Annotated in this window: 16 protein-coding genes; 11 read left to right on the top strand and 5 right to left on the bottom strand. The window is 55.0% G+C overall.

Annotated features, from left to right (window positions below):
* Nucleotides 1-57 precede the first annotated feature (57 nt).
* From rsxA to gstA, 9 genes are all read left to right on the top strand, one after another.
* Nucleotides 58-639: an electron transport complex subunit RsxA gene (gene rsxA / locus RS584_RS09445; protein WP_193041997.1), complete on the top strand. Its 582-nt coding sequence runs from the start codon at nt 58-60 to the stop codon at nt 637-639.
* Nucleotides 639-1,217: an electron transport complex subunit RsxB gene (rsxB, locus tag RS584_RS09440; protein ID WP_193041996.1), complete on the top strand. Its 579-nt coding sequence runs from the start codon at nt 639-641 to the stop codon at nt 1,215-1,217. Before rsxA ends, rsxB begins: the two co-directional genes overlap by 1 nt.
* Nucleotides 1,210-3,231 carry an electron transport complex subunit RsxC gene (gene rsxC / locus RS584_RS09435; protein ID WP_315749485.1) on the top strand — a complete coding sequence of 674 codons (2,022 nt, stop codon included), beginning with the start codon at nt 1,210-1,212 and terminating at the stop codon, nt 3,229-3,231. Before rsxB ends, rsxC begins: the two co-directional genes overlap by 8 nt.
* Entirely contained in the window at nt 3,232-4,284 is a 1,053-nt protein-coding gene (rsxD, locus tag RS584_RS09430; RefSeq protein WP_315749483.1) for an electron transport complex subunit RsxD, read from the top strand.
* A 10-nt stretch (nt 4,285-4,294) separates the two neighbouring features.
* Nucleotides 4,295-4,915, top strand: coding sequence for an electron transport complex subunit RsxG (gene rsxG, locus RS584_RS09425; RefSeq protein ID WP_315749481.1), 621 nt, complete (start codon nt 4,295-4,297; stop codon nt 4,913-4,915).
* A gap of 2 nt (nt 4,916-4,917) precedes the next feature.
* Nucleotides 4,918-5,604 carry an electron transport complex subunit E gene (locus RS584_RS09420; RefSeq protein ID WP_193041993.1) on the top strand — a complete coding sequence of 229 codons (687 nt, stop codon included), beginning with the start codon at nt 4,918-4,920 and terminating at the stop codon, nt 5,602-5,604.
* Nucleotides 5,601-6,236: an endonuclease III gene (gene nth, locus RS584_RS09415; protein WP_015570668.1), complete on the top strand. Its 636-nt coding sequence runs from the start codon at nt 5,601-5,603 to the stop codon at nt 6,234-6,236. The genes RS584_RS09420 and nth overlap by 4 nt, the downstream gene beginning before the upstream one ends.
* A gap of 613 nt (nt 6,237-6,849) precedes the next feature.
* The gene (dtpA, locus tag RS584_RS09410) at nt 6,850-8,358 is read left to right on the top strand and encodes a dipeptide/tripeptide permease DtpA (RefSeq protein ID WP_003857596.1); all 1,509 of its coding nucleotides are present in this window, start codon (nt 6,850-6,852) and stop codon (nt 8,356-8,358) included.
* A gap of 105 nt (nt 8,359-8,463) precedes the next feature.
* A complete protein-coding gene (gstA, locus tag RS584_RS09405; RefSeq protein WP_003857598.1) occupies nt 8,464-9,069 on the top strand; it encodes a glutathione transferase GstA in 606 nt (201 codons plus the stop codon).
* 90 nt (nt 9,070-9,159) lie between these two features.
* Here the strand turns inward: gstA and pdxY are convergent, their stop codons facing one another.
* From pdxY to anmK, 5 genes are all read right to left on the bottom strand, one after another.
* Nucleotides 9,160-10,020 carry a pyridoxal kinase PdxY gene (gene pdxY / locus RS584_RS09400; RefSeq protein ID WP_315749479.1) on the bottom strand — a complete coding sequence of 287 codons (861 nt, stop codon included), beginning with the start codon at nt 10,018-10,020 and terminating at the stop codon, nt 9,160-9,162.
* Between the two features lie 66 nt (nt 10,021-10,086).
* A complete protein-coding gene (tyrS, locus tag RS584_RS09395) occupies nt 10,087-11,361 on the bottom strand; it encodes a tyrosine--tRNA ligase (protein ID WP_017384594.1) in 1,275 nt (424 codons plus the stop codon).
* A gap of 125 nt (nt 11,362-11,486) precedes the next feature.
* Entirely contained in the window at nt 11,487-12,143 is a 657-nt protein-coding gene (pdxH, locus tag RS584_RS09390) for a pyridoxamine 5'-phosphate oxidase (protein WP_232945304.1), read from the bottom strand.
* Between the two features lie 57 nt (nt 12,144-12,200).
* Nucleotides 12,201-12,524: a C-type lysozyme inhibitor gene (mliC, locus tag RS584_RS09385; RefSeq protein WP_047737586.1), complete on the bottom strand. Its 324-nt coding sequence runs from the start codon at nt 12,522-12,524 to the stop codon at nt 12,201-12,203.
* Nucleotides 12,525-12,617: 93 nt separating this feature from the next.
* Nucleotides 12,618-13,742, bottom strand: coding sequence for an anhydro-N-acetylmuramic acid kinase (gene anmK / locus RS584_RS09380; protein WP_315749475.1), 1,125 nt, complete (start codon nt 13,740-13,742; stop codon nt 12,618-12,620).
* Nucleotides 13,743-13,997: 255 nt separating this feature from the next.
* Between anmK and slyB the strand changes: the two genes are divergently transcribed.
* The gene (gene slyB / locus RS584_RS09375) at nt 13,998-14,465 is read left to right on the top strand and encodes an outer membrane lipoprotein SlyB (protein ID WP_003857604.1); all 468 of its coding nucleotides are present in this window, start codon (nt 13,998-14,000) and stop codon (nt 14,463-14,465) included.
* Between the two features lie 193 nt (nt 14,466-14,658).
* Nucleotides 14,659-16,023, top strand: a complete 1,365-nt coding sequence (locus RS584_RS09370) for a GGDEF domain-containing protein (RefSeq protein WP_315749473.1) — start codon at nt 14,659-14,661, stop codon at nt 16,021-16,023.
* Nucleotides 16,024-16,040: the final 17 nt, after the last annotated feature.

Genomic DNA, 16,040 nt, shown 5'->3' with positions numbered 1-16,040 from the left:
TTGTGGCCTGTTGTTGTTTATCCGATAATAGGCAGCTATTTTATTTCAGGCTAAATAATGACCGATTACTTACTGCTCTTTGTCGGAACTGTGCTGGTTAATAACTTCGTACTGGTGAAGTTCCTTGGCCTGTGCCCGTTTATGGGCGTCTCCAAAAAGCTGGAGACGGCAATGGGCATGGGGCTAGCCACCACCTTCGTGATGACGATAGCCTCCATTTGCGCATGGCTGATTGATACCTGGATCCTGATCCCGCTCGACATGCTCTACCTGCGCACCCTGGCCTTTATTCTGGTCATTGCGGTCGTGGTGCAATTTACCGAAATGGTGGTGCGGAAAACCAGCCCTGCCCTGTATCGCCTGTTGGGTATTTTTCTGCCTCTCATCACCACCAACTGTGCGGTGCTGGGCGTGGCGCTACTGAATATCAACCTCGGGCATAACTTCCTGCAATCGGCGCTGTACGGTTTTTCCGCGGCGGTCGGTTTCTCTTTTGTTATGGTCCTGTTCGCCTCGATTCGCGAGCGTCTGGCCGCGGCGGATATTCCCGCGCCGTTTCGCGGTAACGCCATCGCTCTGGTGACCGCAGGTTTAATGTCTCTGGCCTTTATGGGCTTTAGTGGTCTGGTGAAGTTGTAATGAGTGCTATCTGGATTGCCATCGTGTCCATCAGCGTTCTGGGACTCGTCTTTGGCATCATTCTGGGTTATGCCTCCCGCCGGTTTGCGGTGGAGGACGATCCGGTGGTTGAAAAAATTGATGAACTTTTACCGCAGAGCCAGTGCGGGCAGTGCGGCTACCCTGGCTGCCGCCCTTACGCTGAGGCGGTGGGCGTGCAGGGAGAAAAGATCAACCGCTGCGCGCCGGGTGGAGAAGCGGTCATGCTTAAAATAGCTGCCCTGCTGAACGTCGATCCCCAGCCTGTCGACGGCGATGAACAGGCGCAAGAGCCCGTTCGTGCCCTTGCTGTCATCGACGAAGCCAACTGCATTGGCTGCACCAAATGTATTCAGGCGTGTCCTGTTGACGCCATCGTGGGCGCAACGCGCGCGATGCACACCGTTGTGGCGGATCTGTGCACTGGCTGTAATCTCTGCGTGGCGCCCTGCCCGACGCAGTGTATAGAACTACGCCCGGTTGAAACGACTACCGAAAACTGGAAGTGGGACCTTCAGACCATTCCGGTTCGCAATATTCCTGTGGAACAACATGCTTAAGTTATTTTCTGCCTTCAGAAAAGAGAAGATCTGGGATTTCGACGGCGGCATTCATCCGCCTGAGATGAAATCGCAGTCTAACGGCACGCCGCTGCGCCAGATCCCGCTGGCGACCCGTTACGTTATGCCCCTTAAACAGCATATCGGCGAGGAAGGTGAACTGTGCGTGAAAGAAGGCGATAGCGTTCTTCGCGGCCAGCCGCTGACCTTTGGTCGCGGGCGGATGTTGCCGATACATGCCCCGACTTCCGGTAAGGTGGTAGCTGTTGCCCCCCATACCGTTGCCCATCCGTCGGCGTTGTCTGAGCTGAGCGTGATCATTGAAGCCGATGGTGAAGACCGCTGGATCGATCGTGACGGCTGGAGCGACTACCGTTCCCACAGCCGTGAAGCGCTGATTGAACGCATTCATCAGTTCGGCGTGGCGGGTCTGGGGGGCGCAGGCTTCCCGACCGGCGCTAAGCTTCACGGCGGCGGCGATAAAATCGAAACGCTGATCATCAACGCCGCCGAGTGCGAACCGTACATCACCGCCGATGACCGTCTGATGCAGGACTGTGCCGCGCAGGTGGTGGAAGGGATTCGCATTCTTGCGCATATTCTGCAACCCCGCGAAGTGCTGATCGGTATTGAGGACAATAAACCGCAGGCCATTTCGATGCTGCGTGCGGTACTGGCAGACAGCCACGATATCGCCCTGCGCGTGATCCCGACCAAATACCCGTCCGGCGGGGCAAAACAGCTGACGCAGATCCTGACCGGCAAACAGGTCCCCCACGGGGGCCGTTCGTCCGACATCGGCGTGCTGATGCAAAACGTGGGAACCGCCTACGCGGTGAAACGTGCGGTGATTGACGGCGAGCCATTGACCGAGCGCGTCGTCACGCTGACCGGCGAGTCCGTCTCCCGTCCCGGCAACGTCTGGGCGCGTCTGGGTACGCCGGTGCGTCATCTGCTGGAACAGGCTGGCTTCTGCCCGGGTAGCGATCAACTGGTCATTATGGGTGGCCCGCTGATGGGCTTTACCCTGCCGTGGCTGGATGTGCCGGTGGTGAAGATTACCAACTGCCTGCTCGCCCCTTCCCCAACGGAGATGGGCGAAACGCAGGAAGAGAAAGGCTGCATACGCTGTAGCGCCTGTGCGGACGCATGCCCGGCAGATTTACTGCCGCAGCAGTTGTACTGGTACAGCAAAGGCCAGTTGCACGATAAATCCCAGGCGCATAACCTGGCTGACTGTATTGAATGCGGTGCCTGCGCCTGGGTCTGCCCAAGCAATATTCCGCTGGTGCAATACTTCCGTCAGGAGAAAGCCGAAATCTACGCCATCTCCATGGAAGAAAAACGTGCCGCTGAAGCGAAGGCCCGCTTTGAAGCACGTCAGGCGCGACTGGAGCGCGAGAAACAAGCCCGTCAGGAACGCCATAAGCAGGCTGCCGTGCAGCCTGCGGCGAAAGATCAGGATGCCATTAACGCAGCCCTGGCCCGCGTGCGCGAGAAGAAAGCCACCGCCGCCCAGACGGTTGTGATCGCTCCGGGAGAAAGACCGGACAACAGCGAAGCGATTGCGGCCCGCGAAGCGCGTAAAGCCGAAGCTCGCGCGCGTCAGGCGGAGAAAGCGCAACACGCCAAACCGGAAGCCGATATCGACCCGCGTAAAGCGGCAGTGGAAGCGGCTATCGCCAGGGCAAAAGCCCGTAAGGCCGGTCAGCAGACAGTGGTGGTTGAACAGGAAGCGACGGATCCGCGCAAGGCGGCCGTTGAAGCCGCTATCGCCCGTGCCAAAGCACGAAAAGCGGCACAGGTTCAGCCAGCCGAAGAGAGTGAAGCGCCTGTCGACCCGCGTAAAGCCGCCGTTGAAGCGGCCATCGCCCGTGCCAAAGCACGAAAAGCGGCACAGCAGGACGAACGGCCTGCGGCCGCCAACGACGATCCACGCAAAGCCGCAGTCGCCGCCGCGATTGCGCGCGTTCAGGCAAAGAAAGCCGCGCAGCAAGCCGTTAACGAGGATTAAATGGTTTTCAGAATTGCAAGTTCCCCTTATACCCATAACCAGCGCCAGACATCGCGTATTATGATGCTGGTGTGCCTGGCCGCGCTGCCAGGTATTGCCGTACAGTGTTGGTTTTTCGGCTGGGGTACGCTTTTCCAGTTAGTTCTGGGTTGCGCCAGTGCCGTCGCAGCGGAAGCAGCGATCCTGAAGCTGCGCAAAATGGAAGTGACTCGCATCCTGAGCGATAACTCCGCCCTGTTGACCGGCCTGTTGCTGGCCATCAGCATTCCCCCGTTCGCCCCGTGGTGGATGGTGGTATTGGGAACGGTGTTTGCGGTGATCATCGCCAAGCAGCTGTACGGCGGGCTGGGCCATAACCCGTTTAACCCGGCGATGATTGGCTACGTGGTACTGCTGATCTCCTTCCCGGTACAGATGACCAGCTGGCTGCCGCCGCATGAGATCGCCGCCACCGTCCCCGGCTTTATGGATGCCCTGCACGTTATCTTTACCGGCCACACCGCGCTGGGCGCAGATATGAACGCGCTTCGCATGGGCGTGGACGGCATCAGCCAGGCCACCCCGCTCGATACCTTCAAAACCTCCCTGCGTGCCGGACACAGCGTGGAGCAGGTGATGAAATCGTCTATTTACAGCGGCGTACTGGCGGGTGCTGGCTGGCAGTGGGTCAATCTGGCCTATTTGTTGGGCGGCGCGTTCCTGTTGCAACAGAAGGCGATCCGCTGGCATATTCCGGTGAGCTTCCTGGTGACGCTGGCCATCTGCTCGACGCTCGGCTGGGTCATCTCACCAGAGTCACTGGCCAGCCCGCAGCTCCATCTGCTCTCCGGCGCGACCATGCTCGGGGCATTCTTTATTCTGACCGATCCGGTCACCGCGTCTACCACCAACCGAGGCCGCCTGATTTTCGGCGCGCTGGCGGGTTTGCTGGTCTGGCTTATTCGCAGCTTTGGCGGTTATCCGGACGGCGTGGCATTTGCCGTGCTGCTGGCTAACATCACCGTTCCGCTCATCGACTACTACACGCGGCCACGCGTGTACGGTCATCGCTAAGGATCACGCCATGCTAAAAACAATGCAAAAACACGGCGTTACGCTGGCGATCTTCGCTGCCGCCCTCACCGGGCTGACCGCGCTGGTAAATGAACTGACGAAAACAACCATTGCAGAGCAGGCAATGAAGCAGCAAAAGGCGCTGTTCGATCAGGTGATCCCATCCGACTTCTACGATAATGACCTGCAAAAAAGCTGCTTTGTTGTAGACGCACCGGAGCTTGGCAATGGCATGCATCGCGTCTTCATTGCCCGTAAAGGGGATAACGCAGTGGGCGCAGTGCTGGAAACGACTGCGCCGGATGGCTATTCAGGGGCCATTCAGCTGCTCGTAGGGGCTGATTTCTCAGGTACCGTACTGGGCACCCGCGTGACTGAACACCACGAAACGCCGGGCCTGGGGGACAAAATTGAAACACGTCTAAGCGACTGGATACTGCACTTTGCCGGTAAAGTTATCCACGGTGAAGACGATGCTGCCTTTGCGGTAAAAAAAGACGGCGGCGAATTTGACCAGTTCACGGGCGCGACTATTACCCCGCGTGCCGTGGTTAACGCCGTAAAACGAGCCGGGCTGTATGCACAAACGCTGCCCGCGCAGATCAACGGTCTTCAGGCCTGCGAGGAGTAATCATGAACCAGGTTAAAGAGGTTATCGTTCAGGGGCTATGGAAAAACAACTCTGCGCTGGTTCAGCTGCTGGGGATGTGTCCGCTGTTGGCCGTCACATCGACCGCCACCAACGCACTGGGTCTGGGGCTGGCAACCACACTGGTGCTGACCCTGACAAACCTGTCCATATCCGCCCTGCGCCGCTGGACGCCGTCGGAGATCCGCATTCCGATTTATGTCATGATCATCGCCTCGGTGGTGAGCGTGGTACAGATGCTGATCAACGCCTATGCGTTTGGGCTTTATCAATCGCTTGGGATCTTCATTCCGCTGATCGTCACCAACTGTATCGTCGTTGGCCGCGCAGAAGCCTTTGCGGTAAAAAACAGCCCTGCTATGTCTGCCCTGGACGGTTTCGCTATCGGAATGGGCGCGACCTGCGCGATGTTCGTGCTGGGATCGCTGCGTGAAATATTAGGCAACGGCACGCTGTTTGACGGCGCAGATGCGCTGCTTGGCGGCTGGGCGAAGTCGCTGCGTATTGAGGTGTTCCATACGGACACTCCGTTCCTGCTGGCCATGCTGCCGCCTGGCGCCTTCATTGGCCTTGGAATGATGCTGGCGTTAAAATACCTGATTGATGAAAAACGTAAACGCCGCGCCGCTGAGCGCAGCGTACAGGAAGGGATCCCCGAGAAAGCAGTATGAATAAAGAGAAACGCATTGCGATCCTGACGCGCCTGCGCGATGAGAATCCTCATCCTACGACAGAGCTGAACTTTAACTCGCCGTTTGAACTGTTGATCGCGGTGCTGCTCTCTGCACAGGCGACGGACGTGAGCGTCAACAAAGCCACGGCCCTGCTCTACCCTGTCGCCAATACGCCGCAGGCCATGCTGGAGCTGGGCGTTGAAGGTGTGAAATCCTATATCAAGACCATTGGCCTGTTTAACAGCAAGGCCGAAAACGTCATTAAGACCTGCCGGATCCTGCTGGAGCAGCACGGCGGTGAAGTCCCGGAAGACCGCGCTGCGCTGGAAGCGTTGCCGGGCGTCGGGCGTAAAACGGCAAATGTGGTGCTGAACACGGCGTTTGGCTGGCCGACTATCGCCGTGGATACCCATATCTTTCGCGTCTCTAACCGTACCCGGTTCGCGCCGGGTAAAAACGTGGAAGAGGTGGAAGAGAAGCTGTTAAAAGTGGTCCCGGCGGAATTTAAGGTGGACTGCCACCACTGGCTGATCCTGCACGGACGGTATACCTGTATTGCCCGTAAGCCACGCTGCGGTTCCTGCATTATCGAAGATCTCTGCGAATACAAAGAAAAAGTCTATCCCTGAGCGTAAACCATCTTACTTCTTATCGGTTTAAGCCCTTAAAATTAACAAGGGCTCTGATATCTTCCCGATTGACCATAAATTGCCCTCTCTTTCTCCTTTACGGATTGTCGATTCTTCGGTCATTTAACACTCAAACAGGTTAATAGTTTTTTCATCACCAAAAATTTCTATACATCTGTGATCGCGATCACTCTGATAACTTGATGTTGGATTTTTGTTGTTAAAACCCGCTCAACCCCTTTGTCAGACAAGATTTCATCGATTCCATACCGCACATAAGACCAGTCATTTTTCAGAATATGGGCTATATCACTGCCAATCACCCAAAATAGCAGAACATATCGCCATACAGCCGTTGAACAGGGTCTTTTACAGTGAAAAAAACCACTTATTTTCAACCAATGAAATTTAACGCTGCATAACATTTGCGTGAACCGATGATTATACCGCCAGAGTTAAATGTAACAGATTATTACAAACGTATTGCCAGATGGGACTGGATAGTGAACATTACCCGCCGTTTCCCCTCCCAATATAACTATAAAGCGGATGGACTACGGTCATCACGCTATGAACACCCCCGTTAATATGGGATGTAAAAAAAGAGGTATATGTGTCTACTGCAAACAATAAACCAACAGATGAGAGCGTAAGTCTTAACGCTTTCAAACAGCCTAAAGCGTTCTATCTCATTTTCTCTATCGAATTATGGGAACGTTTTGGCTACTACGGCCTGCAAGGGATCATGGCGGTTTACCTGGTTAAACAGCTGGGTATGTCTGAAGCCGATTCCATCACGCTGTTCTCTTCCTTCAGCGCCCTGGTGTATGGCCTGGTTGCTATCGGCGGCTGGTTAGGCGATAAAGTCCTCGGTACTAAACGAGTCATTATGCTGGGTGCCGTTGTTCTGGCGATTGGCTATGGGCTGGTTGCCTGGTCCGGGCACGATGCAGGTGTGGTTTACATGGGCATGGCTACCATCGCGGTAGGTAACGGCCTCTTCAAGGCGAACCCGTCTTCCCTGCTCTCTACCTGCTACAGCAAAGATGACCCACGTCTGGACGGTGCATTTACCATGTACTACATGTCCATCAACATCGGTTCCTTCTTCTCTATGCTGGCAACCCCATGGCTGGCCGCAAAATTCGGCTGGAGCGTAGCGTTTGCGCTGAGCTTCGTGGGTATGCTGATCACCGTTGTGAACTTCCTGTTCTGCCGTAGCTGGGTTAAAGACTATGGTTCAAAACCAGACTTCGAACCCGTGCACATGGGCAAACTGCTGGCAACCATCGTCGGCATCGTGATCCTGGCCGCTGTCGCCACCTGGCTGCTGCACAACCAGGGCGTTGCACGTGCCGTACTGGGCGTGGTTGCGCTGGGTATCGTGATCATCTTCGCGAAAGAAGCCTTTGCGATGCAGGGTGCGGCACGTCGTAAGATGATTGTGGCGTTCATCCTGATGCTGGAAGCGATCATCTTCTTCGTTCTGTACAGCCAGATGCCAACGTCTCTGAACTTCTTCGCTATCCGCAACGTTGAGCACTCCATCCTTGGTATCGCGTTCGAGCCGGAGCAGTATCAGGCCCTGAACCCGTTCTGGATCATGATTGGTAGCCCGATTCTGGCCGCTATCTATAACAAGATGGGCGACCGTCTGCCTATGCCGCACAAGTTCGCTATCGGTATGGTGCTGTGCTCTGGCGCGTTCCTGGTGCTGCCGCTGGGGACGAAATTCGCGACCGACGCGGGTATCGTGTCTGTTAACTGGCTGATCCTGAGCTATGCGCTGCAATCCATCGGTGAACTGATGATCTCCGGTCTGGGCCTGGCGATGGTTGCGCAGCTGGTCCCTCAGCGTCTGATGGGCTTCATCATGGGCAGCTGGTTCCTGACCACCGCTGGCGCGGCTATCATCGCAGGTAAGATTGCGAACCTGATGGCGGTACCAGACAACGTTACCGACCCGCTGGTTTCCCTGAATGTCTACGGCACCGTGTTCATGCAAATTGGTATCGCGACCGCCGTGATTGCCGTGCTGATGCTGCTGACCGCACCTAAACTGAATCGTATGACGCAGGACGACGACAAATCCGCTAAAGCGATTAAAACCGCGAACGCGTAATGTCATCGGGAAACGACTGAACAGAAGCCGCTAAGTAATTAGCGGCTTTTTTTTTATCCGAGCGCGCACTAACATAGCTTGAACCTCAGCAAAAAGGAGTTACCGATGAAACTGTTCTATAAACCGGGCGCCTGCTCTCTTGCTTCCCATATTACGCTTCGCGAGAGCGGTAAAGATTTCACGCTGGACGGCGTTGACCTGATGAAAAAGCGCCTGGAAAACGGGGATGACTTTTTTGCGATTAACCCAAAAGGCCAGGTTCCGGCCCTGCTGCTGGATGATGGCACCCTGCTGACCGAAGGGGTGGCGATTATGCAATTCCTGGCGGACAACGTACCGGATCGTCAGCTCCTTGCCCCCACCGGCAGCATTGCGCGTTATAAAACGCTGGAGTGGCTGAACTATATTGCCACCGAACTGCACAAAGGCTTTACGCCCCTGTTCCGCCCGGACACGCCGGAAGAGTACAAACCTACCGTGCGCGCGCTGCTGGAGAAAAAGTTGCAGTACGTTAACGACGCGCTGAAAGACGACCAGTGGATCTGTGGCTCGCGTTTCACCATCGCCGATGCCTATCTGTTTACCGTTCTGCGCTGGGCGCGCGCGGTTAAGCTGAACATGGAAGGATTAGACCATGTCGCATCGTATATGACGCGCGTGGCGGAGCGTCCTGCGGTGGCGGCGGCGCTGAAAGCGGAAGGGTTGAATTAACCGAAAGGCCTGGGTTACCGGGTGGCGCTGACGCTTACCCGGCCTACAAATTCCGTAGGCCCGTGCAAGCGCAGCGCCGTCGGGCGTTTTCTAAAGCTGTGTTGCGCTAAAATAGTGCTCCGGCTTCGCGATGCGATCCTGCGCCGCGACGACCTGGAGCTCATATTCCTGCATCGTCTTCGTCGCAATCATGATTTCATAAACGGCTGCGGTGACGTGCTCCAGCGCATCGCGCAGGCTCGCGCCCTGCAATAGCTTCACCAGCAGCAAACCGCTGGTCACATCCCCGACCCCGACAGGCTGACGTGCACCGAAATCCACCAGCGGTCGACTGATATGCCAGGCTTCATCCTTCGTCACCAGCAGCATTTCAAAACGGTCCTGGCTCAACCCTGCGCGTGCCAGGTGCTTAACCAGCACAATCTCTGGCCCCTGGGCGATCAGCTCGCGAGAGGCGCTTACAGCCTCTTTTACGCTGGTGACCGGATGCTCGCACAGGATCTCAAGTTCAATCAGGTTGGGGGCAATAATATCGCTGGCGAGCAATGCATGACGGACATGAAACTCCGCAACGCCCGGCGCTACGATGCAGCCTTTTTCAGGATGCCCCATGACCGGATCGCAGAAATATTTCGCCGCGGGGTTTGCCGCTTTCACCTGGCGCACAATGCCGAGGATATGCTCCCCCTGCTCCGCCGAACCCAGATAGCCGCTCAGTACGGCATCGCAGCGTTTGAGCTGGTCGATATCCGCAATCCCCTGAACGATTTCCGTCAGATGCGACGGCGGCATCACGCAGCCGGTCCATTTACCGTACTGGGTGTGATTCGAGAACTGGACGGTATTGAGGGGCCAGACGTTAACGCCGAGGCGGCGCATCGGGAATTCCGCAGCGCTGTTGCCAGCATGTCCAAACACAACGTGGGACTGAATGGCGAGGATGTTCTTCATGTTGTACTTACCAAACCCTGTCAAAACAAAAGGGGCGTGGTTTCCCACGCCCCTGCATACTTTTAATTACTTCCAGCAGACCAGGCAGTAATTTTTCTTACCGCGACGCAGCAGCGTGTAGCGACCATAGAGACGGTCGTTCTCGGTAAAGGTGTATTCCGGATCGGCCTGTTTTTCGCCATTAATGGTGATCGCGTTAGAGGCAATGGTTTTACGCGCCTGACCGCGAGACGGCTGGAGCTCGGAGTCCACCAGCGCCTGCATCAGATCGGCGCCTTTTTCCATCTCTACCATCGGCACGCCATCCTGCGCCAACTGTTCGAAATCCGCTTCGCTTAAATCGCTCAGGGTCCCGTTGAACAGGCTCGCCGTGATGCGCTTCGCCGCCGCCAGACCTTCTTCGCCGTGAACCAGTTTGGTCACTTCGTCCGCCAGCACGTACTGGGCGCGTGGTGCTTTACCGCTGTTCTTGTCTTCTTCTTCGAGCGCATTGATTTCTTCGATATCCATAAAGGTGAAGAACTTCAGGAAGCGATAAACATCGGCATCCGCCGTGTTGATCCAGAACTGGTAGAACTTGTACGGGCTGGTTTTCTTCGGATCCAGCCATACCGCGCCGCCTTCGGTCTTACCGAACTTGGTACCGTCGGCTTTGGTGATCAACGGCACGGTCAGACCAAACACCTGATTCTGGTGGAGGCGACGGGTCAGATCGATACCGGAGGTGATGTTACCCCACTGGTCGGAACCGCCAATTTGCAGAGAGACGCCGTGCAGCTTGTTCAGGCAGGCGAAGTCATACCCCTGCAACAGGTTGTAGGAGAACTCGGTGAAAGAGATACCCTGATCGTCACGGTTAAGACGCTGCTTCACTGCTTCTTTGTTAATCATCTGGTTAACAGAGAAGTGTTTGCCGATGTCACGCAGGAACGTCAGCACGTTCATGCCACCAAACCAGTCGTAGTTGTTCGCCGCAATCGCAGAGTTGTCACCGCAGTCGAAATCCAAGAACGGTGCAACCTGTTTACGGATCTTATCCACCCACTCCTGCACGGTGTCTTCAGTATTCAGCTTACGCTCAGCGGCTTTGAAACTTGGGTCGCCAATCAGACCGGTCGCGCCGCCCACCAGGGCAACAGGCTTATGGCCCGCCATCTGGAAGCGTTTCAGGCATAACAATGGAACAAGATGCCCCAAATGCAAGCTGTCAGCGGTGGGATCGAAGCCGCAATAGAGCGCGATCGGGCCTTGCGCCAGTCGCTCTGCTAACGCTTCCTCGTCCGTCACCTGGGCCACGAGGCCCCGCTCTTGCAATTGTTTAATCAAGTTACTGCTTGCCATCAAATTCTCCATGTATAAACGACTGCACCTTTGCCGGTACACGACTTTTCGCCTGATGCGAAAGGACCATAGAATAAAGCGCCAGCGCAGTGTGCGCTAGCGCTTAAATCAACAAATTTTGGGGATTACGGTGCCAGTCTGTCGATTTTCCAGCCACCGTTGTCGCGCTGGTATAAAAAGCGGTCGTGCAGGCGGTGTTCACCGCCCTGCCAGAATTCCATCTGCTCAATGGGGATGCGGAACCCGCCCCAGAAACTCGGCAGCGGTACTTCACCCTGCTGAAACTTCTGTTTGAGTTCGAGGAATTTACTCTCCAGCACGCCGCGGGCTGAGATTCGGCTGGACTGTTTAGAGACCCAGGCACCGATCTGACTGTCGCGTGGGCGGCTGTGGAAATATTTCACCACTTCGAGCGTAGAGAGGCGCTCCACCTTGCCGGTGACCATCACCTGGCGCTCCAGCATATGCCACGGGAAGAGCAGGCTAATACGCGGATTATTTTCAAGGTGATGCGCTTTACGACTGCCAAGGTTGGTGTAGAACACCAGCCCTTTCTCGTCATAATGCTTGAGAAGAACGATGCGTTGATACGGCTGACCATTTTCATCAACCGTGGCAACGACCATTGCCGTCGGGTCAGCCAGTTTCGCTTCGCAGGCCTGCTTCAGCCAGCGTTCAAAAAGCACCAGCGGTTCGGCGGGAAGATCCTGGCGGCGCAGACCGCCTTTGGTGTATTCACGGCGCAGATGCGCAATTTGCTGTAGTTCGTCGTTATCTGACATGGCGTTAGCTGAAAGTGAGATTGGGTGGCGCTATTGTGCGCGCCCCCTTCAAAAATCTCAACGCTTCGGATTTTCAAGCTGACAATTGTTCAGCACAATGCGGTCACGCTTGTAGACGGTGGCGCTGTCGCCTTTTGACCAGAAGACGTAGATCCCGTCCGAGTAGCGCGCACCGGAGGCCGACATTCCCTGCTTCAGCGTTAACAACTTATTGTCATAAACAAAGCTGGCTTCCTGACGCGGGTTGTTCAGCTTCACCGTCAGCGGTTTTTCATCACAACGATATTCCATCGTATCGGTTTGCATACGCTCAACGAACTGGTTATAGACGCTGCATCCGGTCATAAGAAAAGGTACAGCAATGAGAAGAAGTTTTTTCATGGGCAGATTCCGAAGACTATCCTGGTCCTGGAGGGCCTAACCGCCCTCCTGTTTTTCCCTATTTTACGGGTTACGCCTCCCGCTGAATTTCAGTTAACTCTGATTATGGCGCGGGTTTGCGGGGAAAATGGCCCCGAGGACGCTCGCCTCCCGCGCACCGGTTACGGAGGGTAAATTCCCCGGCAGACCGGCAACCGTACGCCAGGCAAGCCAGGCGAAGGCCAGCGCTTCCATGTCGTCTCCGCTGATCCCGGCTTCATCTGTGGTCGTGACTTCGGTGCCTGGCAGCAAGGCGGCGAGGCGTGCCATCACCAGCGGGTTGCGGCTTCCGCCTCCGCATACCAGCAAGCGCTCACATCCGCCGCTCAGCAACACCTGTTCAGAGATCGACACCGCGGTGAGCTCCGTCAGCGTAGCCTGCACATCCTGAGGCGCAAGGCCGGGGAAGCGCGCCAGCTGACGTTCAAGCCAGCCGTAGTTGAAATATTCCCGCCCCGTGCTTTTCGGCGCGGGCAGGGCAAAGAAAGGATCGCTTAACAGGGTTTGCAGCAAGGGAAGGATCACCTTCCCCTGGCTGGCCCACTGCGCGTCTTTGTCATAGGCTTTACCGCTCTGACGCCAAATCCAGGCATCCATCAGCATATTACCGGGTCCGGTATCGTACCCCCGCACGGGCTGCCCGGGAATAAGCATCGACAGGTTGGCGATCCCGCCGATGTTCAGGACCATCCTGCGCTCTACCGGGTGCGCCAGCAGCGCCTGATGAAATGCCGGAACCAGCGGCGCCCCCTGCCCGCCGAGGGCCATATCGCGACGACGGAAATCACCCACCACCGTCACGCCGGTTTTTGCCACAATCTGGTTGTTATCGCCAATTTGCATTGTGTGCGGCGCCTCGCCGACAGGTTCATGCCAGACGGTCTGCCCATGGCAGCCTATTGCCACGATATCCTGCGGGTGGAGTCTTTCCTGCTGCATCAGGGCCAGTACCGCCTCAGCAAACAGCGCCCCCAGACGCACATCCAGTTGGCCCAGTTGGGAAAGCGTCAGCTGTTGCCCCTGGCAGATGCTCAGGATCTCTTCTTTTAACGAGACAGGAATAGGCCAGGTCAGGCTTGCCTGCTGCGCCACCATGTTTTCATCAATGGCGGCCAGAACGACATCCACACCGTCAAGACTGGTACCAGACATCACACCGATATAGCGACCCGATTTCATGCGCTTTCCTTACGTTACATGGGCTAAGTGCAAACACTCCATCATAAATAACGCGGCTTTGCTATGCGGTGATAATATTTTTTAACAATCTCAGACCTGTAGCACAGACGGTTTTTGTTTATGTCCCGTTAAGCCCTGTTCAAGTAAAATTTATCTATTCGGCATGCAAAGATATGAACTGTGGTCAGGAATGCCATATAATTTAGCCATAACGGATGCCCCAACCGGGCGTTTTTTGGTGAACAGGAGAGTCAAATGATTTTACGTGTACTGGGCGTTTCGCTGATTGGTTTAACACTGGCGGGTTGTGTGAATGACAGTTCACTCTCCGGCGACGTATATAGTGCTTCTGAAGCTAAACAGGTACAGAACGTGACATACGGTACTATCGTTAATGCCCGTCCTGTTCAGATTCAGGGTGGCGATGACACGAACGTGGTGGGCGCAATCGGTGGTGCTGTGCTGGGTGGTTTCCTGGGTAATACCATTGGCGGCGGCACCGGACGTTCTCTGGCTACCGCAGCGGGTGCAGTTGCAGGCGGCGTAGCGGGTCAGGGCGTTCAGGGTGCGATGAACAAAACTCAGGGCGTTGAGCTGGAAATCCGTAAAGACGATGGCAGCACCATTATGGTTGTGCAGAAACAGGGTAACACCCGCTTCTCTGCTGGCCAGCGTGTTGTACTGGCAAGCAACGGCAGCCAGGTTACCGTCTCCCCGCGCTAATATCCTGATGGATGTGGTCTGTTCAGACCGCATCCATTTAACAAAATCATCATTTCCAACAATATATTTGCACAATACATTCACATGGTGAATTATTCATTTCATCTGTTCTTGTCCGTGCGCAAAGTATTTTTTATTTCCCTCGCTTAGACTCTTCGCAATCTCTTTTTCTTTTTTAATTTTTAAGTTCTCTATGCTTGCGATCTGTCGATTTGTAAAGAACCGCTTTGTGGTCTTCGCGCTTGGGTGCATTGTTATCGTTGCCATATTACAAGCTTTTTTTATAAAACTTGTTGAATGGGTTCCTTCGTTTTCACCTTTGTTTTTCCCTACGCTGACGATATTTCTTCTGGTGTTTCATCTGTTTATTGCCTGTTTTATGGCAATGAAATACTGGTGCGACAGAAGGCGATTATATCTTGTTCCCATTGCCCTGGCCTTTGCCGGCTCAGCGTTATTGATGGTGGGGACACTGTCCAGCTTCCCGGCCTGGCTTGATCTCTATCAGTTCAACGTGGCGAACTATAATGACGCCATGATTTTCTATATGTTCCGCCACTTTTTAATGGCGGTGCTGATAATCATCTCGGCATTGCTGTATACCCTGCGTACGTCCGCTCTCTCACGAAGCACCCACATCGGTATCGTTGTCGGCGCCTCGCTCTTTACGGGCAGTATGCTTGGGCTGGCATTGTTCTATTCCAGCCATTCAACCCTGCTCACACTGGACCTGGTGGACAATGAAACCCGACAGTTTATGGTTCTCTGGAGCCAGGCGATTAATATCATTTTGATCGTCCTGTGGGTAGTAACGTTAATCACCCTGATGGCCATTACCCGCGTAAGGAATTTGTTTTGGGTCGGCGGCAATTTTTTATGCGTCTGTTATATCGTCACTCTGCTAATGCTTTTATTAGGCGGACATGCAGAAGATGTTTCATGGTACCGCGCACGGTTATTCGAAACTGTCGCTACGCTGATGATTATTTTCATCTTACTTTCCGACGTATTTAATTTGTATCGTGACTCGCATGTTAAATATCAGCAGTCTTATCAAAACTCGATCCGCGATCCCCTCACCCGTCTGTATAATCGCAGCTATTTCTATGATTCATTAAATCAGGCGCTGAGTACAGCATCGATGGCGCACCCGGTATCGGTAATCGTGAGCGATCTTGACCGTTTCAAACGCATTAACGACTGCTACGGCCATTTGCAGGGGGATAAGGTTTTACAGTTTGTCTCAAACCTGTTGACCGATTCAGTGCGACCGCAGGATATCGCGGCGCGGATCGGCGGCGAAGAATTTGTGCTCATGCTGACAAATACCTCTTCCGATCTTGCGCAACAGGTTGCCGAACGCATACGTCTCAAATTGAGCGGTTTCGACAACGTCAGCAGCGGCGGTTATCTCCCGGAACCGATTACCATTAGTATGGGGGTATTCACCGCCACCTCGCCGGAAACCAGCGCTGAAACCTGTGTGGAAAGCGCGGATAAAGCCATGTACGAGGCAAAAGAGACGGGCCGCAACCGGGTGGTGGTATTCAGAACATGACAAAGGCCTTGCACCAG

The sequence above is a fragment of the Enterobacter sp. DTU_2021_1002640_1_SI_PRY_ASU_LCPMC_013 genome, from assembly GCF_032389435.1.
GTDB classification, from domain to species: domain Bacteria; phylum Pseudomonadota; class Gammaproteobacteria; order Enterobacterales; family Enterobacteriaceae; genus Enterobacter; species Enterobacter hormaechei_C.
The sequence above is the reverse complement of the archived record's forward strand: the minus strand, read 5'-3'. Positions and strand labels throughout refer to the sequence as shown.